The organism is Hyalangium versicolor, assembly GCF_020103695.1.
Lineage (GTDB): Bacteria > Myxococcota > Myxococcia > Myxococcales > Myxococcaceae > Hyalangium > Hyalangium versicolor.
The window spans coordinates 19755-41533 of the sequence record NZ_JAHXBF010000012.1; the positions used below are offsets into that span (position 1 = coordinate 19755).

Annotated in this window: 17 protein-coding genes; 9 read left to right on the forward strand and 8 right to left on the reverse strand. The window is 67.4% G+C overall.

Going from position 1 to position 21779, the window contains the following annotated elements; genetic code table 11:
• Nucleotides 1–58: 58 nt before the first annotated feature.
• Both KY501_RS24475 and KY501_RS24480 read left to right on the forward strand, forming a co-directional pair.
• Nucleotides 59–1231, forward strand: coding sequence for an AAA family ATPase (locus tag KY501_RS24475; protein ID WP_224365696.1), 1173 nt, complete (start codon nt 59–61; stop codon nt 1229–1231).
• The gene (locus KY501_RS24480) at nt 1228–2037 is read left to right on the forward strand and encodes an HNH endonuclease family protein (RefSeq protein ID WP_224365698.1); all 810 of its coding nucleotides are present in this window, start codon (nt 1228–1230) and stop codon (nt 2035–2037) included. Before KY501_RS24475 ends, KY501_RS24480 begins: the two co-directional genes overlap by 4 nt.
• 4 nt (nt 2038–2041) lie before the next feature.
• Here the strand turns inward: KY501_RS24480 and KY501_RS24485 are convergent, their stop codons facing one another.
• The 3 genes from KY501_RS24485 to KY501_RS24495 form a co-directional block, all read right to left on the reverse strand.
• Nucleotides 2042–3640 carry a DUF4419 domain-containing protein gene (locus tag KY501_RS24485; RefSeq protein ID WP_224365700.1) on the reverse strand — a complete coding sequence of 533 codons (1599 nt, stop codon included), beginning with the start codon at nt 3638–3640 and terminating at the stop codon, nt 2042–2044.
• 77 nt (nt 3641–3717) lie between these two features.
• Nucleotides 3718–4803 carry an ATP-binding response regulator gene (locus KY501_RS24490; protein WP_224365703.1) on the reverse strand — a complete coding sequence of 362 codons (1086 nt, stop codon included), beginning with the start codon at nt 4801–4803 and terminating at the stop codon, nt 3718–3720.
• Nucleotides 4800–6269: an ATPase domain-containing protein gene (locus KY501_RS24495; RefSeq protein WP_224365705.1), complete on the reverse strand. Its 1470-nt coding sequence runs from the start codon at nt 6267–6269 to the stop codon at nt 4800–4802. The genes KY501_RS24490 and KY501_RS24495 overlap by 4 nt, the downstream gene beginning before the upstream one ends.
• A gap of 148 nt (nt 6270–6417) precedes the next feature.
• Between KY501_RS24495 and KY501_RS24500 the strand changes: the two genes are divergently transcribed.
• Together KY501_RS24500 and KY501_RS24505 are read left to right on the forward strand one after the other, a co-directional pair.
• Complete coding sequence (locus KY501_RS24500) at nt 6418–7695, forward strand: DEAD/DEAH box helicase (protein ID WP_224365707.1); 1278 nt, start codon at nt 6418–6420, stop codon at nt 7693–7695.
• Nucleotides 7696–7813: 118 nt separating this feature from the next.
• On the forward strand, nt 7814–8962 hold the full coding sequence (locus KY501_RS24505; protein WP_224365709.1) for a pyridoxal phosphate-dependent aminotransferase: 1149 nt from the start codon (nt 7814–7816) through the stop codon (nt 8960–8962).
• A gap of 18 nt (nt 8963–8980) precedes the next feature.
• Here the strand turns inward: KY501_RS24505 and KY501_RS24510 are convergent, their stop codons facing one another.
• Nucleotides 8981–9739, reverse strand: a complete 759-nt coding sequence (locus tag KY501_RS24510) for an MBL fold metallo-hydrolase (protein WP_224365711.1) — start codon at nt 9737–9739, stop codon at nt 8981–8983.
• A 3-nt stretch (nt 9740–9742) separates the two neighbouring features.
• Entirely contained in the window at nt 9743–10624 is an 882-nt protein-coding gene (locus tag KY501_RS24515) for a GGDEF domain-containing protein (RefSeq protein ID WP_224365713.1), read from the reverse strand.
• 270 nt (nt 10625–10894) lie between these two features.
• On the opposite strand from KY501_RS24515, the gene glgC reads away from it, so the two are divergent.
• Nucleotides 10895–12124 (forward strand): glucose-1-phosphate adenylyltransferase, encoded by a 1230-nt coding sequence (gene glgC, locus KY501_RS24520; protein WP_224365715.1) that lies wholly within the window; start codon nt 10895–10897, stop codon nt 12122–12124.
• 4 nt (nt 12125–12128) lie between these two features.
• Nucleotides 12129–12671, forward strand: a complete 543-nt coding sequence (locus KY501_RS24525) for a GNAT family N-acetyltransferase (protein WP_224365717.1) — start codon at nt 12129–12131, stop codon at nt 12669–12671.
• Between the two features lie 45 nt (nt 12672–12716).
• Here the strand turns inward: KY501_RS24525 and KY501_RS24530 are convergent, their stop codons facing one another.
• Nucleotides 12717–13166, reverse strand: coding sequence for a hypothetical protein (locus tag KY501_RS24530; RefSeq protein WP_224365719.1), 450 nt, complete (start codon nt 13164–13166; stop codon nt 12717–12719).
• A 213-nt stretch (nt 13167–13379) separates the two neighbouring features.
• Between KY501_RS24530 and KY501_RS24535 the strand changes: the two genes are divergently transcribed.
• The 3 genes from KY501_RS24535 (at nt 13380) to mltA (ending at nt 18725) form a co-directional block, all read left to right on the forward strand.
• Nucleotides 13380–15902, forward strand: a complete 2523-nt coding sequence (locus KY501_RS24535; RefSeq protein WP_309242990.1) for an ATP-binding protein — start codon at nt 13380–13382, stop codon at nt 15900–15902.
• Between the two features lie 72 nt (nt 15903–15974).
• The gene (locus KY501_RS24540) at nt 15975–17519 is read left to right on the forward strand and encodes a hypothetical protein (RefSeq protein ID WP_224365721.1); all 1545 of its coding nucleotides are present in this window, start codon (nt 15975–15977) and stop codon (nt 17517–17519) included.
• A 3-nt stretch (nt 17520–17522) separates the two neighbouring features.
• On the forward strand, nt 17523–18725 hold the full coding sequence (gene mltA, locus KY501_RS24545) for a murein transglycosylase A (protein WP_224365722.1): 1203 nt from the start codon (nt 17523–17525) through the stop codon (nt 18723–18725).
• On the opposite strand, the gene KY501_RS24550 is transcribed toward mltA, so the two are convergent.
• Nucleotides 18719–20749 carry a glycoside hydrolase family 43 protein gene (locus tag KY501_RS24550; protein WP_224365724.1) on the reverse strand — a complete coding sequence of 677 codons (2031 nt, stop codon included), beginning with the start codon at nt 20747–20749 and terminating at the stop codon, nt 18719–18721. The two genes, mltA and KY501_RS24550, sit on opposite strands and share 7 nt — an antisense overlap.
• Before the next feature lie 148 nt (nt 20750–20897).
• Nucleotides 20898–21773, reverse strand: coding sequence for an alpha/beta fold hydrolase (locus tag KY501_RS24555; protein WP_224365726.1), 876 nt, complete (start codon nt 21771–21773; stop codon nt 20898–20900).
• Between the last annotated feature and the right edge of the window lie 6 nt (nt 21774–21779).

Below are 21779 nucleotides of genomic sequence, written 5' to 3' on the forward strand. Positions count from 1 at the left end.
CCGGGCTCCTGGTTGGCACGTCATCCTAGGAGATAATGGGTCTGGAAAGTCCTCACTCTTGCGTTCGATTGCGCTGAGCTTTGTGGGCCCAGACGAGGCGATGGCTCTTCGACAGGACTGGGCGCGCTGGCGAAGACCCGGAAGACCAGCAATCATTCGTCTCACGGTCGTCTCGGACGCAAAGTACGACAAGCCCACTGCCAAAAAGGCGAGAACCCCTCGAAGGCTGGAGTTCGGCCTGACCTTCAGCCTGCTTCAGCCGCGCAAAAATGCTCTGCCCATTGGCGTCGTCTTCGATGGTAGTAGCGATCCAGAACGCAGCATCTGGGGTGCAGGCGCGGGTTGGTTCTGCGCTTCGTACGGCCCATTCCGACGCTTCACAGGAGGCGACGAGGACTACGAGAAGCTCTTCTCAACGTCACCTCTCCTTGCCCGTCATCTCTCTGTCTTCGACGAGAGTGTCGCTCTCACCGAAGGGCTTAGGTGGCTCCAGCAGCTCCAGTTCAAGAAGTTTGAGAAGGATCCCGAAGGAAACCTGCTCGATCCACTGATGGAGTTCATCAATCAACCCGGATTCCTTCCCCACCAAGTCCGCCTGGAGAGCATCACCTCCCGCGAGGTGCTCTTCGTAGATGGCAACGGCCATCGCGTTCCCGTGGAAGAGCTGAGCGACGGCTACCGCTCCATCCTCAGCATGACCTTCGAACTCGTCCGTCAGCTCGCGGCCACCTATGGGCCCAAGCGAATCTTCAATCCCAAGGATCCCACGAAGGTCGATGTGCCCGGTGTGGTGCTGATCGACGAGGTCGACGCCCATCTCCACCCGACTTGGCAGCGCCGCGTCGGCATCTGGTTCCGCGAGCACTTCCCCAAGTTGCAGTTCATCGTCACAACTCACAGCCCCCTCGTGTGCCAAGCTGCGGAAGTGGGCACAGTATGGCAACTGCCAAGGCCTGGCACAGATGAAGCGCCCAAGCAGGTCACGGGCACGGAACTCGAGCGGCTTCTATACGGCAATGTGCTCGATGCCTACGGAACGGGCTTGTTCGGTGAGGGGGTTGCCCGCTCCCCTGCTTCGAAACAGCGGCTGGGGCGCCTTGCGGAGCTGAACCTGAAAGAAGTGCGAAAGGGTCTGAACGCTGCCGAGCGCCGCGAGCAGAGAGCGCTGCGCGCGAGCCAACCCACTGCGGCTATGACCGTCCGCGGGCTGGAGGCCGGGAATCTCAAGTGATCCAGCTGCACGCACAGCCTCTATCCACCGCTGCGCATCGCAGCCTTGCCCAGTGGCAGGCCGAGGTGAATGCGCTGGCCCACTACCCTGACCGCGTCGCGGAGGCACAGCGGCGCTTCAGCCAGCGCAACACCCGGCGTAACCGAACCTTTGCCGAGGTGCGCCGCTTGCTGATGCAGATGTGTTCAGGCGCTCAGCGCTGCGGCTACTGCGAGGACTCGGCCGCTGATGAGGTCGAGCACATCTGGCCCAAAAACTTGTATCCCGAGCAGGTCTTCGCTTGGCACAACTACCTCTATGCCTGTGGCCTCTGCAATGGCCCCAAGAACAACCAGTTTGCAGTCTTCCCACCAGGCGCGCGTAATCCCGTAGAGGTCAGTAGACCTACCGGGGCGACTGTCCGACCGCCTCGCAAAGGTGCCCCCGCGCTCATCGATCCACGCCACGAGAACCCAATGGACTTCTTGATTCTGGATCTCGGGGGAACCTTTTACTTCGAGCCGATGGCCCGGCCAGGAACAAGGGCTCATGAGCGGGCGGATTACACTCGACGAATCCTCAGGCTCAACACTCGTGAGTACCTGCCCGTTGCTCGAGCTGGAGCCTACGATGCATACCGGGCTCTTCTCTTCGAGTACATCTCCCTTCGCGAGAACGGAGCCTCACGCCCCCGTTTGAATCGATGCGTTCAGGGGATCCAGCGAGCGGCCCATCCGACGGTGTGGAAGGAGATGCAGCGACAGCACCTGTCGCATCCGGAACTGCGCTCCCTCTTTCGAAAGGCGCCTGAGGCATTGACCTGGTAGTGCGCTATCGCTTCGAGCGCCTCGGGCCCAGTTCCCCAGACTCAAGATCCTGAGCGAGCATCCCCACCACTGGCAGCTCCGTGGAACCTCCGGTGTCCAGCGTACCGGCCAGCAGCGCCGCGAGCGAAGTCCCGACGACAGGGATGTCCCCAGGCCACTCACGGGTCTGGAGAACGGACCTCGTCCCTTCTGTCCATGCCAGTCTTTGAATCGCGTCCTTGCTCGGGGGTGGAACAGGCTCCAGCATATCGGCGCGCAGCCGCACGATGCCTACGGGGCGCCGCCTCCCCCCAATGTGGAGCGCGAGCACCGTCCCATCCGGGAGATCGACCAGCGGCCGAACACTGGTGTACCTGTCTGCCTGAAGAGGAATCCGGATCTCGTCGTGCTCCTCCAACGCCCGGAGGTACCAGGGCCGAGTCCCTGAGAACAGGGTGGCGCGGCTGATGCGATCATAGAGGGCACTGAGTTCCGCGAGTCCCCTGTACTTGCTAGCTTGAGTGGCCTTCGTCGCTTCGTGCTCCGAGAGGATCCGCTCGATCACCTGCGCCACGGAGACTTCGCCGCGCCGCACGACCACTCCCACGCGCGGAAGCAGCGCACCGCCGCCATCCACCTCCACCGCCAGGACTCCGGCCTCGAGAGCCCACGTGGCACGTGTGCCTTGGCGCAGATCCTCGACCTCGAGCGGCACGCTGGAGAGTGTCGAGGGAGCCTCGTTCAGCGCGAACCCGGGCACCTGGAAAGGGTTTCCCCGCGTCCTCTCAGCCGTCGCCATCATCTTGGCGTGCGGCATCTCCAGGAGAGAGTTGCGCTGGTCGAAGCGACCATTGTCTCCGATATAGGGGAAGAGTCTCCCGATCCATCCCGAGACGCGCTCCGCCCCGTACGCCGCCCGGGGCTTGTAGATCTCCTGCCAGAGCTTGCGGTCCGGCTTCCCCTCGGACGCGCGTACGAACTCCTCCGCGATGGGAACGAGCGACGAAGTCCACCAGGCGAGATCGAACTCGGCGATGACATCGATGCGGCGGCGAATCGAGCGCCAGTCCTCCGATGTCCCCAGGAGCGTGACTCGGGGAATGCCGCACCCGCTCACCATGAGAAAGTCGAAATACGGAGAGAACGTGTCCATCAACACGACATCGCCCGCCATGCGCTCGATGTCCGTGCTCGTCGAGAAGTCGCAAGACAGCAACCTGGGAAGCCCGAGCCCGATCTCTTCACGAAGCTGTCCGCGAAACGCGGAGAGAACCTCTTGAATCCCGGCTCCATCGGTTGGCAGTGCGTCCACCTCGACGACCAGAGAGCGCCGCCCACTGTGCCGCACGAGGCGTGACTGGAGCGCCTCCGCATTCAGCCGGACATGCTGTGCGAAGCCCTGCGCGATGGTGAGCCAAACAACGTCGGGAGAGAGCACCAAGGGCCGGTGTTCGGCAAAGGCATGGTGCATCGCCGCGAGCAGGGGATGAACACCTCCTGGGTCCAGCACTCGGGTCTCTGCCCCGGGAGCAAACCAGAGCGCTCCACTGATAAGTGCCTCGAGTTGCTTCGTAGGCGGTGGCGCCGTGGCTTCTTTCACTTCATCCACTTCGAAGGTCACCATGGGTACAGAGCTCCCCCCTGATGCGCACTGTACAAGCATCAAGAGTGGTGCCGAAGGGCCTTCCTCGGAATGCCTCCTCAATGGGCCAACGGTAGGGAGAGCGTGAAGGTGGTCCCCTCCCCTCGCTGAGAGCGCACCTGCAGCGTGCCTCCGTGCAGCCGCGCCAGCGCCGACGCGATGTACAGCCCCAACCCGTGCCCCTGGCCCATGCTGCCCTCCGCGCGGTGGAACCGGTCGAAGATGCGCGGCAGCTCGGAGGCGTCCATCCCCTGGCCCCGGTCCGTGACAGCGACGATCGCCCGCCCAGGAGACAGCTCCAGCATGAGCACCACCGGAGCGGACGTCCCCCCATACTTGACGGCGTTCGACACCAGGTTGTTGAGGATCTGCCGGACCCGCTCGGGGTCCATCCAGGCCGTGGCCTCTTCGGCTGGCAACGCCAGGTTGAATTCGAAGTCCGGCCGGGTGTCCCGCCAGTATCGGACCACCCCCTGAAGGAAGGCCTTCAAGTCGCACCGCTCACGCTGAAGCTGGACACGCCCGTCGGACAGCTGCGACGCCTCGAGCACCGAGTTGACCAGCGTCGACATCCGGTCGAGCTGATGAAGCGCCTGGGTGCCTCGTCTCCGCTGCGCCTCCGGCGCGTCGCTGCCCAGGTCCCGGAGCATCATCTCGAGATTCAGCCGAGCCGAGCTCAGCGGCGTTTTGATCTCATGCGCCACCCAGCTCAGCATCTCCGCGCGGGCCAGGTTCAGCCCGTTTTCGGGCGCCTGTGTCAGGGGCTCTCCCTCCAGCCGCTCCCCTCGCCTCCCGACGGAGGCATGCAGTCCCTCCTCCACCACCCGCTCGAACGTCTCCAGGGACACCGGCTTGGCCATGTAGGCATGCGCCTCATGAGCCCCCTGAGGCTGCACCGCGCTCACCAGGATGAAGGGCGTCCCCGAAAGCCGCTCATCCCCTTGCACCGCTCGCATGAGCTCCACACCCGTCAGCCCCGGCATCATGTGATCGCTGACGATGAGATCGGGCAGGTGCGCGCGGGCGAGCCCCAGCGCCTCGTCGCCGGCATGCGCCCCGAGCACCGTGTGGCCCATGTCCGTGATCACCGATGAGAACACCTCCAGCAGTGCCTCCTCGTCCTCCACCACCAGGACGACCTTCACGGCAGCCCGGCCTCCTGGCGCGGCATGCCGAGCGGACGCGCCACCCCCGTCAGGAGCCCCTCCGCGGAGCGCAGCGGCTCCAGCACCCGCAACCCTGAGTCGCGAATCTCGAACTCGCGCAGGCTCGGGTCGAACCGGCTGTTGCGCAGGTTGAGGATGGACAGCACCCGGTGGAGCCGGCCGTGCAGTTCCACATGGCGCATGAAGAGGAGGTTCTCGGCGATGTTCGCCAGCGGGGACTCACTGAAGTCCAGCTCCGGCCCCACCAGCTTGGAGATCTTCCGGGTGAACAGCGCGGAGATCCCCATGTTCCGGAGCCGGATCAGCAAGGCGCCAAAGAAGGCACGCGCCCGGGCGGGGTTCTCCAGGGAGCGCTCGAGCACATCCACGTCCTCGAAGACCAGGCGCCGGGCGCCCGAGCGCTCGAGCTCGGCCAGCAGCTTCGCGACGATCTCGTCCGCCTCGAGCTCGAAGCAGTGAGCGTATTGAATGGTCAGCGCCCCGGAGGAGAGCAACGGTTGGAGTTCGAGGCTGACTCGCCTTGCTCGGGCAACGAGGCTCGCCGAGGGCTCCGAGGTGGTGAACACCAGCGCCTTCTCTCCGCGCGCGGTGCACTCCGCCGCGAAGTGCAGCCCGAGCAGCGTCTTGCCCACGCCCGTGCTCCCGGCCACGAGCGCCGCGCTGTTGAGCGGCAGTCCGCCGTCCAGCAGGGCATCCAGCTCCGGCAGCCCGAAGGCCGCGCGGCCTTCCGGCGGGACGAAGTCCACATCCGACGCGGTGACAGCCTCCATGCGAGGCAGGATGCGGATACCGGAGCCATCGATGAGCATCACGTGCCGGCCGGTCAGGTGCTTCATGCCACGCAGCTTCACCACCTCCGCGCGCCGGATGCGGCCGAGTCTCCCCTCGTCGAAGGAGAGGGAGATGATCCCGTCCACCGTCGTCGATTCGGGGTACTCGATCAGCTTGCTGAGCGGGTACTCGGTAATGAAGATGGCGGTGCAATCCACGGTCGCCAGCCCCACCGAGAGCTCATAGAAGAACTCGCGCAGCTTCGCCTCGTCCTGCCACAGGTCGCGCACCGAGCGCAGCCCATCCACCACGAGCAAGCGCGCCTTCCGCTCACGAATGGTGTTGATGAGGATGTCTCGCGCTTCCCGGGCGCCCTTCTTGAGCCACGAGTAGATGCTGAGGAAGAAGAGCTCCTCGCCCAGCCGCGCGCGGCTGAAGAACGAGAACCCCGCGAGATCTTCGAGCAGCTTGGCCTGGGACTCCGAGGTCGTCGTGGCCACCACCACCGGTGTGCCCGCGGCCGCGGTGTGGAACGCCACCTGGCTGGCGAGGATGGTCTTGCCCGTCCCAGGCTGGCCGGTGATGAGCAGGGACTGACGGGCAGGCAGGCCACCGCCCAGGAGGGCATCGAAGCCTGGCACTCCGCTGGGGATGACACTTCGGGATGAACGCACACGGCCCTTTCGATGAATGACGAGATGTTGATGGCCAACATCCTGATTCAGCGGAACTGGCCGCTCTTCAACTGGAAAAAATTCCAGTCCTCTGGATATCCACCAGACAACGCTTGGCCCCCCCGGTACGTGGCATGGTAGCCCCCCTGTGAGTTCCTCCTTTGCCCAGCTGGGCCTGTCGCCCGAAACCCTCGAGGCCCTGCGCCGCGCACGCTTCGCGCAACCCACCCCCATCCAGGCCCGGACCATTCCCCCCGCTCTCGCGGGCAAGGACGTCATCGGCTGCGCCGCCACCGGCACGGGGAAGACGGCCGCCTATGTGCTCCCCCTCGTGGAGCGCTTCGCCGGAAAGAAGGGCACGCTCGGCCTGGTGCTCGCCCCCACCCGCGAACTCGTGCAGCAGATCGCCGAACCCGTGCGCTTCTTCTCCGAGCCCCGTGGCCTCACCCACGCCGTGGTCATCGGCGGCGAGGACATGGCCGCCCAGGTCGAGGCGCTGAAGCAGCAACCCTCCTTCGTGCTGGCCACCCCAGGCCGGCTGGTCGATCTGCTCGACACAGGCGCCGCGAAGTTCCCCCGCCTCGAGAGCCTGGTGCTCGACGAGGCCGACCGCATGCTCGACATGGGCTTCCTGCCCCAGATCGAGCGCATCCTCTCCGCGCTCCCGCGCAAGCGACAGACGCTCCTGTTCTCCGCGACGCTGGGCCCGGATGTGACGCGGTTCGCCCGCGAGCAACTACACTCCCCCGTGCGCGTGGAGGTGACCCGCAGTGGAACTCCCGCCGAGCGCGCCGAGCAGCGCCTGTACCTCGTCAAGCCCGAGGAGAAGTCCCCTCTCCTCCTTGCACTGCTCGCACGCGACGAGGCCACGGCGCTCGTCTTCACCCGGACCAAGGAGCGCGCCGACAAGGTGCACAGCACCCTGCAGCGAGCCGGCCACCGATGCGCCGTGCTCCACGCGGACCGCACCCAGAACCAGCGCAAGCAGGCCATGGAGGGCTTCCGCAAGGGAACCTACCGCTGCCTCGTCGCCACCGACATCGCCGCCCGAGGGCTGGATGTCGAGGACGTGGGCCACGTCATCAACTACGATTTGCCCCACGCCCCCGAGGACTACGTGCACCGCATCGGCCGCACCGCTCGCGCCGCGGCCAGCGGGGTGGCATCCACCTTCGCCACCTCGAAGGACGCCCCCATGCTCGCGCGCATCGAGCGCATCATGCGCGCGAAGATCCCCCGAGTCCCCGTGCCTCGCGAGGACGCCGTCTTCCAGGCGGAGTGGGAACGGCTCCTGGCCGCCCAGCGCGATCCAGGGCCGCCGCAGAAGGAGCATGGAATCCCCCAGCGCACACCCGGCCAACAGCCGGGGCGCCACGCTCGCACACACAAGCGGCGCCCAAAGGGAGACGCTGGCTCCTCTGAGTGAGGCGAAGCCCTCGTCACCCCCACCAGAAGATCAGGTGAATGCTCAAAGCTGGGAGGCGCCCTGCGCACCAGCTATCGTGCCAGCCGCCGTGGACGGCCCCCGCCTTCCCGGTGCTCCCATGCCGCGCCACCCTACCTACGCTCCCTCCGTCACCAGCATGTCGGGCTCGGTGTACAGCGCGCTCGCCGAGAGGCTCAAGCAACTCGAAGGCGAGGTGTATCCGCTCCACGTGGGAGACACCTGGATGGAGCCTCCCGAGGGCTGCCGGATGGAGGACCTGCGGGTCACCGACCATCCCGGCCTGCACCGCTACGCCCCCGTTCAAGGACACCCCGCGCTGCTGGACGCCATCGTCGAGCATGTCCGGGCCCACGTAGGCCTCCCGACCGAGCGCTCCCAGGTGCTCGTCACCACGGGGGCCACCGGTGGGCTCGGGGCCATGATGGGAGCACTGCTGGCTCCCGGCGAAGAGGTCCTGCTCCTGGCGCCCTACTGGCCGCTCATCGCCGGCATCGTCCGATCCTTTCACGGAGTGCCGGTGCCCGTGCCCTTCCTGGGGCTGAACAGCGCCGAGGAGCTGATTGAAGCCCTCCGCGCACGGCTCACCGAGCGCACGGTGGCGCTGTATCTCAACACGCCGAACAACCCCACGGGCCAGGTGCTGTCACGCGCGTGGATGGAGGCCCTGGCCGAGTTCGCCCGGCGCGAGGGGCTCTGGTTGCTCACGGACGAGGTGTACGAGAACTACGTCTATACGGGCGAGCACATCTACGCGCGCTCCCTCGCCCCCGAGCGCACGCTGTCCGCCTGGAGCTTCAGCAAGTCGTACGGAATGGCCGGCAACCGCTGCGGCTGGGTGATCGGCCCCACCGAGGCGATGGAGCAGCTGCGCAAGGTGAGCACCCACGCCTTCTACAGCGCTCCCACCGCCGCGCAGATTGCCGGCATGCGCGCCCTGCAGGGCCCCGGGACCCAGTGGGCCGCCAAGGCTGCAGCACAGTACGCGGACACGGGCCGCAAGGTGGCCGCCCGCCTGGGAATGCCACCGCCCGAGGGCAGCACCTTCCTCTTCGTGGACGTGGCCCGCCACCTGGACGAGCGGGGCCTGCCGGGCTTCCTGGAGCGCTGCGTGGAGAACCGCCTGCTCGTGGCGCCGGGCCCCAGCTTCGGTCCCTTCCCCCACCACATCCGGCTCTGCTTCACCTGCTCGCCACCGGACGTGATTCTGCGCGGGGCCGAGGTCCTCGCCCGGCTCATCGGGCGCTGAGAACTCCGAGGGGACCGCCTACTTCAGCAGCTTCAGCACCTGCTCCTTGGCATCCACCGTGAGCCCGGCGTGCCCGTCCGCGACGCGAGAGAAGTCCACGTCCCGCAGCTTGTGCAGGGACCGGAGGCACTCCTTGTTGTCCTCGGAGAAGATGAACGGCGAGAGCGCCAGCCCCCGGTTGCTGCGCACCAGCGTGTCTCCCACGAAGAGCACGTCCTTCCACAGATACGCGACGCTGCCCGGCGTATGCCCCGGCAGCGCGATGACGCGTATCTTCTCTCCATCCAGGTCCAGCTCCTGCCCATCCTCCACCTCCCCGAGCTGCGCCGGCAGGGGAGGACGGGCCATGGAGCGAGTGAGCCGGCCCACCAGGCTCTTCTCGGGATACTGCCCTCGCATCAGCGAAGCCTCTCCCGGCCCCGCCAGCACCCGAGCCTGGGGAAACAGGTGCGCGGCGGCCCAGTGGTCCACGTGGCCATGCGTCAGCAGCACCGTGTGCACCTGCTCCGGCGACACGCCCTGCGCCGCCAGCTCCGCCAGCAGCTCCCGGCCCGAAGGATTGGCGCCCGCATCCACGAGCAAGGCGCCATGGGCCGTCTTCAGCACCCACGCGTACGAATACCCCTGCGTGAGAACGCCCGTCAGCCCGGGCTCCACGGCAATCCGCTCACCGCCGCGCTTGGGGAGCTGCGGCCACAACCAAGCGGCGCCCAGCAGCACCAGCCCCAGGAAGATGAACAGGGCCCGCGCCAGCCGCGATGGCGAGTCCTTCGCCACGCCCTACCCGACCACCCGGTTCCGTCCCGCCTTCTTGGCCCGGTACAGGTTGGCGTCCGCCACCTTGATGAACTGCGTCGGCTCGGTCATGTCCCGCTCCATCTCCGCCACGCCGATGGAGATGGTGACCGGGATCTCCTTGTCCTCGAAGACGAACGCCTTCTCTTCGATGAGCTTGCGGATCTTCTCCGCGAACAGCCGCGCCTTGTCCGGCCCGTCCTCGGGCATCACCAGCGCGAACTCCTCGCCGCCGTAGCGCGCGAAGCACTGCTCGCGCCGCACCAGCCGCTTGATGGACTGGGCCAGCTCGCGCAGCACGTAGTCACCCGCCAGGTGCCCGTGCACGTCGTTGATCTTCTTGAAGTGGTCGATGTCGAACATCATCAACGTCAGCGCCCGGTGGTAGCGGTGCGAGCGCCCCATCTCCCGCTCGAGGTACTCGAGGAAGTAGCGCTTGTTGTTGATGCCCGTGAGGCCATCCGCGATCGTCAGCGTGTAGATGGTCTCGTGGTACTGCGTCTCGATGTTGGCCCCGTCCAGGAACTTGAAGATGGAGCCGCCCACCTTGATCAAATCACCGCTGCGCAGCGGCTGCGCACCGAGCACCTCCTGATCATTGAGGAAGGTGCCGTTCGTGGACTTCAGGTCCTCCACGAACATGCGGTCGTGACTGCCAAAGATGCGCGCGTGGCGGCGGGATACGTTGTCCAGGTCCACGACGATCTGATTGTTCTCGTCGCGGCCGATTGTGTACTCCCTGTCGTCCAGCACGTACTTCTTGCCCAGCTCGGGCCCGTGGATCTGAACGAGGCAGCAATCCCGGTTGACCGCGCTAGGAGCCTTGACCGTGGTGATCTTGGTGACCCGCGTCTCGTCGGAAGCCATCGAAAACTAGGAATACCACGCCTCACTGGATGGAAGCCATGTAGGCGGGGATCAACCCACCCAGCGAGTAGGCGGGAGCTTCCCCGAGGGACGGGGCTACACCTACACGTAGCGCGTCCTTCCTTCCGGAGTGGAATTCCAGGTGGGGGGCCCCGGCGTTCTCCAGGATTCAAGAGGGGAGGCGAGCGCGGTTGGGCACTCAACGAACGGGAGCGGCCGAGCGCTGCCGCCCTTGTCGGCCCGTGAGGCGCGGCTAACGTCCGCGCGCATATGGCAAAGCTGCTGGCGATGATTCTGGCAGGTGGTGCAGGGACCCGGCTCGAGCCGCTCACGCGTGAGCGCGCCAAGCCCGCCGTCCCCTTCGGGGGCCGGTACCGCATCATCGACTTCGTTCTCTCCAACTTCGCGAACTCGGGCGTGTACCGGATGAAGGTGCTCACCCAGTACAAGAGCGACTCGCTGAACAACCACCTGTCCCGGGCCTGGAGGATGACGGCCTTCCTGGGCCACTACGTCGAGTCGGTGCCCGCGCAGATGCGCACCGGCATGGACTGGTACAAGGGCAGCGCGGACGCCATCTACCAGAACCTCAACATCATCACGGACGAGGAGCCGGACTACATCTTCGTCTTCGGCGCGGATCACGTGTACCGCATGGATGTGAGGCAGATGCTGGACTTCCACACGGCCAAGAAGGCCGCGTGCACGGTGGCCGCCATCCCGGTGCCCATCGAGCAGGGCCGCGAGTTCGGCATCATCGACGTGGGGCCGGACGGGCAGATGCGCCAGTTCCTGGAGAAGCCCAAGGATCCGCCGCCCATGCCGGGCAATCCGAAGATGTGCCTGGCGTCCATGGGCAACTACCTGTTCAGCACGGACGTGCTGGTGCAGGAGGTGGTGCGGGACGCGGCGGACGAGGCCAGCGCGCACGACTTCGGCAAGTCCATCATCAGCCAGTTGTACAAGCGCGCGCCGGTGTACGTGTACGACTTCGCGCAGAACCGGGTGGCGGGCCAGGAGGAGAAGGAGCGCGGCTACTGGCGGGACGTGGGAAACATCGACGTGTACTTCCAGTCCAACATGGATCTGGCCGAGGTGGACCCCGTCTTCAACCTCTACAATGACCGGTGGCCCATCTACACGGCGGCGCACAACCTTCCGCCAGCCAAGTTCGTCTTCGCGGACCGGGACAACAAGCGCGTGGGCAACGCCACGGACTCGCTGGTGTCCGAGGGCTGCATCATCTCGGGCGGCTCGGTGAACCGCTCCATCCTGTCGCCCAAGGTCCGCGTGCACTCGTACTCGGAGGTGGAGGACAGCATCCTCTTCGAGAACGTCTCCATCGGCCGGCGCTGCCGCATCAAGCGCGCGATCATCGACAAGAACGTGGAGATCCCCCCGGGGATGACGATTGGGTATGACTTGGAGGAAGACAAGCGGCGCTTCCACGTCACATCGGGCGGCGTGGTGGTCATCCCCAAGGGCATGAAGGTGGCGTGACGCCTTGGCGCGAGGGCTGAGCCTCCGGCCGGCGACTCCGGGAGACCGGCCGGCGCTGTGGCGGATCCACTCCCGCTCCGTGGAGGCGCTCTGCGAGGGCGCCTACTCCCCGCGCGAGATCCAGACGTGGGTGGAGTTGCTGCGCCCGGAGGGGTACCTGCGGCCAGAGCAGCCTCGCACGGTGCTGGTGGCCGAGCGCGGCCGGCACCTGGTGGGCTTCGGGCAACTGGACGCCTTCCTGGGAGAGCTGGAGGCGCTCTACGTGGTGCCCGAGGAGGCGGGGTGCGGCGTGGGCTCGGTGCTGCTGGCCTCGCTGGAGGAGTTGGCGTGGCGGGCCGGAGCGCGGGGAATGAGCCTGGATGCCAGCCTCAACGCGGAGCGCTTCTACCAGGCGCGGGGCTACGTGCGGCTCCACGCGGCGCGGCGCATCCTCACCTCGGAGGTGCAGCTGGCCTGCGTGCGGATGCGCAAGCAGCGGCCGGTACCACCGCTGCGGCTCGGGGAGCGCCGGGGCGACTCCTTCACCTCGCCCCGCCCCGAGCCGTGAAACGGAGCCCCGCCGCGCATCGGGCCGGGCTCCGGCTCATCGCCGTTACGAGCGCGGGAAGGCGGCCTTGACCTCGGGCTTGTTGAGGATGATCAGCGACCAGATGCCGATCGGAATGCCGATACAGCAGCACGAACCGAAGCAGGGAATGATCGCGATGATGGAGGCCGCCATCGCCAGCCCGTAGCTCTCCAGGTTCTTCATCTTCAGGCCACCGAAGAGGGTGACGCCGCCGAGGCCGAGCTGGAAGATGCTGCTGAAGATGCCGCCCTTGCTCGTGGCGGCGAGGATGGACTTCGCTCCCTCTGGGAGCTGCGGGTTGTTGAGCATCTGCTCCATGGCGGCCTGGTTGGCCCCCGTGAGCGCCTGGACGACGCCCCACAGCGCCGCCAGGACGGAGATGCCGCCCACCACCATCAAGAGAATGGCCGGTGTGCTCACCTGCTCGCGCGCATTGCCGCCGCCAGCCCCGGCGCTGCTATCCATGTTGTCCATCTTCCCCTCCCTGAGTTCACTTCGATGGGTTTGGTGCCGGGCGCTCCGCCCGCACGCGCGCGATTCCACATGGCGAGCCCCTACTCCGCCAGTGAATAAGCATGGCCCGAAGGGGAATTTCCCCACCGCCTCGGCCGCCTCGGGCCTGGAACTTCCGCCTTGGAAAAGGACGACCCTCGCGGCATCAAGCGTTCACTGAGAAACGAACCCCTTGTGAAGCGTGACCACCCCCAGACGCTGTGTGAGTCTCCCGCCATGGATGTGCTGGATCGGGTCCGCGTCGAGTGGGCGGCCACGGTGTTCGGGCTGCTCGTCGGGATCACGATGGTGTACGTGCCCTACGAGTTCGGCTCGAGCCCCTTCCAGACCATCTACACCCATGTCCGCCTGCTGGGCGGGATGTTCCTGGTGGGCTCCATCGCCCAGATTGCCTGCCTGCTGTACCCCTCGTGGCCCGTGGGGATTGGCTGGCTCGGGCGCGCGCTGTTCCTGGGCGCGCTGGGGACCTATTGGTGGGCCGTCAGCCTCGTGTCGGGAGGACTGACGGGAGCCTTCCTCTATCCCCTGATGACAGCTTCCATGATCGCCGAGGCACTCCCCCGCTGGCGCGGCCGGGGGCTGTTCTCCGCATTCCTCGCCGTGGTGGCCGTGGGCTTCGCGGGGCTCATGCTGGCCGAGCCCACCGCGTTCGGACCGGTTCTCTACTCGTCGCTCCAGCCCATCGTCCGTCCCGTAGGCGTGCTCTACCTGAGTGCCGGAGTGCTGCTGACCTTCGGGCTCATCCGCCGGCGGCCGGGGCTCAGCCGCCTGGCCCTCGGCGTGCTCGGCGCCCTGTTCCTGCACATGGCCTTCGTCCTCGCCGTCGCGGTGTCGTGGATCGGCATGGAGCTGTACCTCGTCCTGGCGGCCGGGTGTTTCCTCGTGGTGCTCATGCGCCGCCTCCCCCAGCCCTCCGGGGTCCGCTGGCGGCTGTTCCGGGGCATGGCGATCGCCTCGGTCCTCCCAGTGCTGGCGGTGGGGGCACTGGCCTCCTTCGTGGCGCAGCGGGCCATCGAGCGCGAGCTGCGAAGCAAGGCGGAGACCGCCGTCGACTCCGAGGTCGCCTGGCTGGAGCAGAACGTGGCGGCGGCGCGGAACGTGCTCCGAGCCCAGGCGCAGGAGCCCGCGTTCCTGGCCGCCACCCGCTCGAGGGACATCGCCACCCTGGAGGCCCGGGTCCACCAGTTCGAGAACCAGTCCGGGCAGTTCGACGCGGCCTGGATGCTGGATGGCACGGGCACCACGCTGGTGCCCTCCGTGGCGCTCGGGAGCCTGCGCGGCCACTTCGCGCACCGAGAGTACTTCCAGCGAGCACAGCAGGCGCGGCACGAGTCCGAGGTGTTCCTCTCGCAACCCTTCCTCGGAGCGGGCGGACAACCCGTCGTCGTCTTCGCCATCCCGGTAGACGTGGAGGCCGAACACCCGGCCGTCCTCGTCGGCGCCCTGTCCCTGCCCCGCCTGCGGCTCCAGCGGACGCTCGCCGCGAGGAGCTACCACGTGGAGCTGTTCGACCAGCGGGACGGCGCCCTGCTGCGAGAGACGGATCGAAACGACGTGCTCACCCGTGCGCCCATCCTGGATCTCGTCGACGCGGCGGACCTCTCCACGCCCATGGGCATGAACGAAGCCTTCGAGCCCTCCGGGCGCCGCCTGCTGGTGGCCCATGCCCAGGTGCCCGGCACGCCCTGGACGGTGGTGGTCACCGCCTACCTGCGCGAGGCCTTCGCGCCCCTGACGCGATTGAGCGCCCTCGTGGTGGGCATCGCGCTGCTGGCGGGCGCCGTCGCGCTGCTGCTGTCCCGGTGGGCGGGCCGGGACGTGGCGCAGCGGCTCGAGGCGCTCCGGGATGGCTTCGCCGCGCTGGGCACGTTGCCGCTCGAGCACCCCGTGCCGGCCCGAGGGAATGACGAGCTGGCCCAGCTCACCTCGGGATTCAACGAGATGGCGGCCCGCATCGAGCGCACCCAGCAGGAGCTGCGCGAGGCGGTGGCCCTCCGAGACCAGTTCCTCTCCATGGCCAGCCACGAGCTGCGCACGCCCCTGACGCCGCTCAAGGCCACGGTCGCGATGCTGCTCCGGCAGGAAGCGGGAGTCCCACCGCTCAGCCCGGACAAGCAGCGCTCGACGATCATGCGGCTGCAGCGGCAGGTGGATCGCCTCACGCGGCTGGTGGGGGACATGCTGGACGTGTCGCGCATGCAGTCCGGGCGCTTCTCCCTGAACCGCACCCCGTTGGAGGTAGGCGCGCTGGCTCGCGAAGTCGTCGACCGCATCCAACACTCCCGGCCGGAGCGGAGCGCGCCCATTCAGCTCGAACTCCCCGAGGGTCCGCTGACGGGCGAGTGGGACGAGCAACGCCTGGATCAGCTCCTGACGAATCTGATCGAGAACGCGGTGCGGTACTCCCCGCCGGACACCCCCATCCAGGTCCGCATCCATCCCGAGGACGGCGACGCGCTGCTCGAGGTGGAGGACCGGGGCATCGGCATCTCCGCCGAGAGCCTGCCGCACCTGTTCGCGCCGTTCTACCGGGCGCAGAACGCGGCCCTGCACTACGCCGGAGGGTTGGGACTCGGACTGGCCATCTGCCGGGAGATCGTCGAGCGCCACGGCGGCACGCTGTGGGCCACCAGCGCGGGGCCGGGCCAGGGCAGCCGCTTCTCCGTTCGCCTGCCGAGGGCCGCTCCTTCGGGGTAGAAAGGCGCCCGGGTCACACCCGGCCACTGGACCCGGGGTTGAGTCCATTGCACGATGGGGGAGGAACTTCCCATGGCGAACAAGCAGAGGGGTCCCCTACCACCGGTGCTCTCCTCCGAGGAGACTCGCGTCAAGCCTCCCCAGGAGGAGGACGAAGAGGATGCAGCGGAACTACCTCCCGAGCCTCCCACGTGGGACGAGGACAGGGACTCGACGCGGCTGATGCCCAACGCCGCGCCCCCCGGTGATGAGAACGAGGGGGACCCGTTGGATGACGCGACCCCGCCCGTGCCTCGGAAGATCGATCCTGTCCCCTACGATGACGACGTCCAGGGGCCGGACGAAGCCACGCGCAACATCCCTCTGAAGGCGGGGGCGCGGCCGGCACTGCAGGGCCCGGACGACTCGACGCGTCCCATCCCTCGGAAGACGGGGGCGCGGCCGGCACTGCAGGACCCGGACGACGCGACACGCCCCATCCCTCGGAAGACAGGGGCACGACCGGCGCTCCAGGACTCGGACGACTCGACGCGTCCCATCCCTCGGAAGACGGGGGCACGGCCGGCCCTGCAGGACTCGGATGATTCCACGCGTCCCATCCCTCGGAAGACGGGGACACGGCAGGCCCTGCAGGACTCGGATGACGCACCGCGTCCTCCCGCTCGGAAGTCTGGCGTGACGCCCTCGGTGGGCAAGCAGGCGGCTCCCCTGCCCTGGGATGCGGGAGAGAATGAGGCGGCCGCGCTCCCGACTCGGGCCCAGTCGCTGCCTCCCATCGCCTCGGGGCCGCACCAAGCCCTGGTGTCTCCTCCGAGCGGCCCACCGGTCCTCGTTCCGATGCATACGGAGCCGCACTACATCCCCCAGGCGCCCATCGTTCCGGTCGTCACCCAGCCCAACTACATTCCTCCCCCGCCGGCGGCTCCCACCCCCGTCATCACGTCTCCCAACTACGTTCCGCCGCCGCCGGCCGTCGTGACACCCGTAGTCACCGCGCCGCACCTGCTGCCGCCGCTCCAGCCCCTGCCCGTGAATGCGACTCCGCCGGGCGAGGAGCTGAGGACGGCGTTCTCGAACAAGGCGGCGATGGTCGCGGATCTCATCAAGGCGACGTTCGCGCGCCGGAGCTACGGCACGGCATCCTACCGCCTGCGCATCGACGAGCCGGACGGGCCCAGCACCGCGGGAGGGCTGTTGGCCCGGCAGCCCATCTCGCTCGTGTCGAACCTGGAGACGGCGCCCGCGGTGGTCTGCGGCTGGGTGGACGTGGCCAAGAAGGAAGCCCAACTGCGCAGCTACGCCGTGGTGGAGCGGCGGCACAAGGCCCGCTACGCCGCAGCGCCGGACATCACCGACGAGGAGTACGAGCGGTTCCTCAACGAGTTGGTGGAGACGCTGTTCTACGGCGGCATCAAGATCGTCGTGCAGATCCCTGATGATCCGGATCCGACGCAGGCGCAGGGTGCGCAGGCGCAGGGCGTCCAGGCGAAGGCTCGCGGTGGGGGCCGCTCGTCCGTGGGGACATTGCTGCTGGTGATCATTGTGTTCGCCCTGGGGCTCTTCGTGGGCATGAACATGGAGCGGCTGACCGCCTCGTTCCGAGCGCTCGGGCAGTAGGACATGACCTCCCGTCACGCGCGTTTCCTCTTCCTTCTGGCAGCATGTGTCCTCGTCACGGGCTGCCCGCGCCCATGGACTCCGGCGACGCGGCCCGAGGACGCGCTGCGCGAACCGTCCGGCTCGCTGGAGCTGCGGGACGATGGACAGCCCGCAGCGCTCCGGGCGGCGATCGCGGAGAGCCTGACCTGGCTGAAGACGCGGCCCGTGGATCAGCCCTTCGTCTTCGGCCCGCGAGTGGTGCCAGCCGCCGAGCTGCGTGCGGCCCTCGAGCGCCTGCAAGCGCGCCTCACCAATGGCCTGACTCCAGCGGAACTCACGGCGCGCGTCCTCGCGGAATTCGAGCCCCTGGAGGCCGCGGGAGGCGAGGACGGCCAGGTCCTCTTCACGGGCTACTACGAGCCGGCGATCGAGGCGAGCCTCACCCGGACGACCGAGTACGCCACACCCATCTACGGAGCCCCGAAGGATCTGATCGAAGTTCCCCTGGAACCCTTCGCCGAGCGCTTCAAGTCGGAGCGCGTCTTCGGGCGGCTTGAGGGACGGCGGCTGGTGCCCTACTGGAGCCGGGGGGAGATCCGTGGCGGGAAGCTGAACGGCCAGGGGCTGGAGCTGGCGTGGGCGAAGGATCCGGTGGCGCTCTTCTTCGTGGAGGTGCAGGGCAGCGGCACGCTGCGGCTTCCGGACGGGAGCGAGCGGCGCATCGGTTATGCGAGCTCGAATGGGCGACAGTACCGGAGCATCGGCTCGCTGCTCATCCAAGAGGGAGCCATCCCCCGCGAGACCATGTCGATGCAGGCGCTGCGCGCGTGGCTGGCGGCGAACGAGACCCAGTGCAACCGGGTGCTCGACTACAACGAGTCCTACGTGTTCTTCCGCTTCCTGGAGAGCAGCGCGGTGGGCTCGCTCGGGAGGCCGGTGACGCCGGGGCGCTCGATCGCCACGGACGCGAAGCTGTTCCCGCGCGGCGCGCTGGCCTTCCTCCAGACAGAGCGGCCGGTGCAGCGCGCGGACGGAACGGTGGAGTGGCAGCCGTTGTCGCGGTTCATGCTGAACCAGGACACGGGCGGCGCCATCAAGGGCGCCGGGCGTGTGGACATCTTCTGGGGGCGCGGGCCCGAGGCCGAGCTGTCCGCCGGATTGATGAAGCAGAAGGGGCGGCTGCTCTTCCTCGTCCCGCGCCGGACGGTGGCTCCAGCTCAGTAGACGCGGAAGCCGGTGAACTCGGCCTGGCTGTCCTCGGCGACGACACCCGTCTGGCACCCGGAGAGCCCCACGGTGCGCGACTGCTTCTGCACGCCGTCGACATACACGGTGAAGGTGGAGCCACTGCGGACGACCTTGAGCGAGTGGGTGCTGGTGAAGGTGAACCCGCTGAGCGCGGTGTTCTGCCAGCCCAGGTCCACGCCGCCGCCCACGGCGTGGGTGGCGAGCACTCCGGACTTCGGATCCATCCACGCGGTCATGTAGTTGGCCCCGTTCTGAAAGCACCCGTAGATGCCGTACTTGGGATAGGCGGTGGAGCCCTGGGAGAGCAGCCGCACACCGGACTCAACGGTGTAGTTGGCCGTGGTGGGCGAGGCCGTGCGCCAGAGGCTCTTCCAGCCCCCTCCGAACTGCCAGGCCACGACGTCCTGGGCGCTGCGAATCTCGTACATGCCGTTGCCGGCCCAGTCGGAGGCCGGATCTCCCCAGCCCTGGAGCGAATCCAGGGTGACGCCCGTGTACTCGGCCTGGGTGTCCTCGGTGACGAGCCCCATCATCCCGATGACGTTGTCCAGCGCGCGCGTCTGCTGGAGCGCACCATCGAGATAGAACTTCTGGCTGCCGCTCCAGCTGCGCTCGATGCGGAGGTTGTGGGCCACGGTCCACGAGAAGCCCGCGGGGAGCGCCGAGTTCTGCCAGCCCTTGTCCACGCCGCCAATCATCGCGTGCGTGGCGAGCACGCCGTACTTCTTGTCCAGGAACACGGCGATGTAGTTGTTCTGATCCTTGTACGCTCCGAAGATGCCGAACTTGGGATAGGCGGCCGTGGTGCCCGTGGCGATCCACCGGACGTTGGCCGAGGCGGCCACGGTCTCGAAGTTGGGGTTGCCGCGGAAGAGGCTGGCCCAGCCGGCGCCGAGCGTGGTGCTGGTGGCCGCCGTGGGGCTGGAGATGGTCCACGAACCGACGCGGCCCGCGCCCTCGAACGAGCCGCCCCAGCCGTTGCCATCGAGCAGGTTGGCGGAAGCGGGCGCCCCACCCTCACCCGCGGGCTTGGGCTGGGCGATCGACACCGAGCGGGCAACACCGAGGTTCAGCGAGCCGGCGCTGTCGACATAGAACTTCTGGGCACGAACGCTGCGATCACCCCACCCGTCGGAGCTGAGGCGCTTGGCGTGGTAGGCGATCCAGTTCTCCGAGCCGTCGGGCGACTTGACGAAGGTGGGATGCCCCACGCCGTACACATCGCCGTTCTGGCGGAACACGGGCCCGGTCTTTACCCAGGACTTGGGGTTGAGCAGGTTGCCGTCGGTGTTGGTCAGCAGCCCGAGGGTGTACTCGCGCGTCCAACTGCCGCTGGCGGAGAAGATGATGGCGTACTTGCCGCCGAGGCGGATGGGCTGCGGCCCCTCGTTGAGCGTCATCGCGCGGCCCTCCCACATGAACGTGGGCTGGGAGATGAGCACGCGCTCCCCGCTGACCGTGTATGGGTTGCTCATCGGGGCGATGTAGAGGTTCTGCTGTCCATCCGTGGTCCCCGACCAGCCGGACCAGACGAAGTAAAGCGAACCATCGTCCTTCTGGATGGCCGCACCATCGATGGCCCACCTGTCTGTCGTGGCCTTCAACTGTCCCCGGAACGTGTATGCGCCCTGTGCGTCCAGCGAGGCGGACTCGAGCACATACATGCGGTGGTTGGCATTGTTGCCATCCGAGGCCGCGAAGTAGATGTACCAGCGCCCGTTGATCAGCTGGATCTCCGGCGCCCACACCTCCTTGCTGTAGGCCCCCGTGGCCGGAGCGGTCCAAACCCTCACAGCCGAGGCGCTCGCCAACCCCGTCAGGGTGGAGGACTTGCGGACCTGGATGCCGGCGTCTCCCGCACTGGACGCGTGGTAGTAGAACCCGTTGTAGAGGACGATCGATGGATCGGCCGACGTCTCGGGCAGGATGGGATTGGTGAACGTCTGGGCGCTCGCGGCCGAGACCGTGAAAAGGGCCGCGACCAGCAACAGTTGCTGCATGGCGTTTCTCTCTTTCTTGTTTTCCAGAGAGAACCACCTAAGCACACTTAAGACAGGAATAGCACGACCTGAGATTGACACCGCCGACAGGCGAACGGTTGAGTGGAACAAGTCGGGCCGCGGATGGGACCAGATCAACTGACGGGCCTCACCCGGTCCGCGCGAGCGACGTGAGGATGTCCTTCCACGAGGTGAAGATCGAGAAGTGTCCACCTCGGGGGAGGAAGTGCGGCACGGTCCGAGGGATGCGCGAGGCCAGGTAGTGCCCCATCTGTGGAGGCACGATGCTGTCTCCCTCCCAGTACCAGAGGTGAACCTCCGGGCGGATCTCCTCCAACCGGAAACCCCAGGGCGAGACGAGGATGTGAGCTTCGCGCCGCATGCCTCGCACGCCCTGGCGAGTGGCCTCCAACCTCCAGCCCTGCACCTGATCGGCGATGGCCGGGTCGGACAGCACGGCGCGGTCATCGGCCGAGCTGTGAGCCATCACCCCCGCGAGCGCTTTGTGAGGGTTGCCGCGCACTGACCGATCATGGAGGGCCATGATGGGGTGCAGCAACCACTCGGGCCAGGCCGCCATCGAGTACGCGTTGCGATAGTCGCGGTTGACGCCTTTCGTGGCTCCGGGCCGATCGAACGGCGCCGCGCCCGAGACGATGGCTGCGCGGGTGATGCGCTCGCCCAGGCGCCACGCGCACGCCGCGGCGTACGGGCCGCCAGCCGACACCCCGAAGACGGCGAAGCGTGCCAGCCCCAGCATGTTGGCGAGCTGCTCGATGTCCGAGGGGCAGTCGAGCAACGTACGCTCGGGCTGGTAATCGGAGTGCCCGTAGCCTGGCCGATCCGGGGTGATGAGCCGCACGCCCAGACGATGGGTGAGGCTGTCGTCGGGGTGGCGCATGTAGCGCGAGCCCGGGTTGCCGTGAAGGAAGATGACGGGCGCGCCCGAGGGGTCTCCGGACTCAGCGAACGCGAGCCGGCGACCGTCCCTGAGGTGGACCGAGCCTTCACGCAGTGACGACATCGGATT

What these genes read in the sequence shown, in the direction of transcription:
- KY501_RS24485 (WP_224365700.1), bottom strand. Translation starts at nt 3,640, where the DNA reads ATGGTGACCTTCGAAGTGGATGAAGTGAAAGAAGCCACGGCGCCACCG.
- KY501_RS24505 (WP_224365709.1), top strand. Translation starts at nt 7,814, where the DNA reads ATGCCGCGCCACCCTACCTACGCTCCCTCCGTCACCAGCATGTCGGGC.
- KY501_RS24515 (WP_224365713.1), bottom strand. Translation starts at nt 10,624, where the DNA reads ATGGCTTCCGACGAGACGCGGGTCACCAAGATCACCACGGTCAAGGCT.
- glgC (WP_224365715.1), top strand. Translation starts at nt 10,895, where the DNA reads ATGGCAAAGCTGCTGGCGATGATTCTGGCAGGTGGTGCAGGGACCCGG.
- KY501_RS24530 (WP_224365719.1), bottom strand. Translation starts at nt 13,166, where the DNA reads ATGGACAACATGGATAGCAGCGCCGGGGCTGGCGGCGGCAATGCGCGC.
- KY501_RS24540 (WP_224365721.1), top strand. Translation starts at nt 15,975, where the DNA reads ATGGCGAACAAGCAGAGGGGTCCCCTACCACCGGTGCTCTCCTCCGAG.
- mltA (WP_224365722.1), top strand. Translation starts at nt 17,523, where the DNA reads ATGACCTCCCGTCACGCGCGTTTCCTCTTCCTTCTGGCAGCATGTGTC.
- KY501_RS24550 (WP_224365724.1), bottom strand. Translation starts at nt 20,749, where the DNA reads ATGCAGCAACTGTTGCTGGTCGCGGCCCTTTTCACGGTCTCGGCCGCG.
- KY501_RS24555 (WP_224365726.1), bottom strand. Translation starts at nt 21,773, where the DNA reads ATGTCGTCACTGCGTGAAGGCTCGGTCCACCTCAGGGACGGTCGCCGG.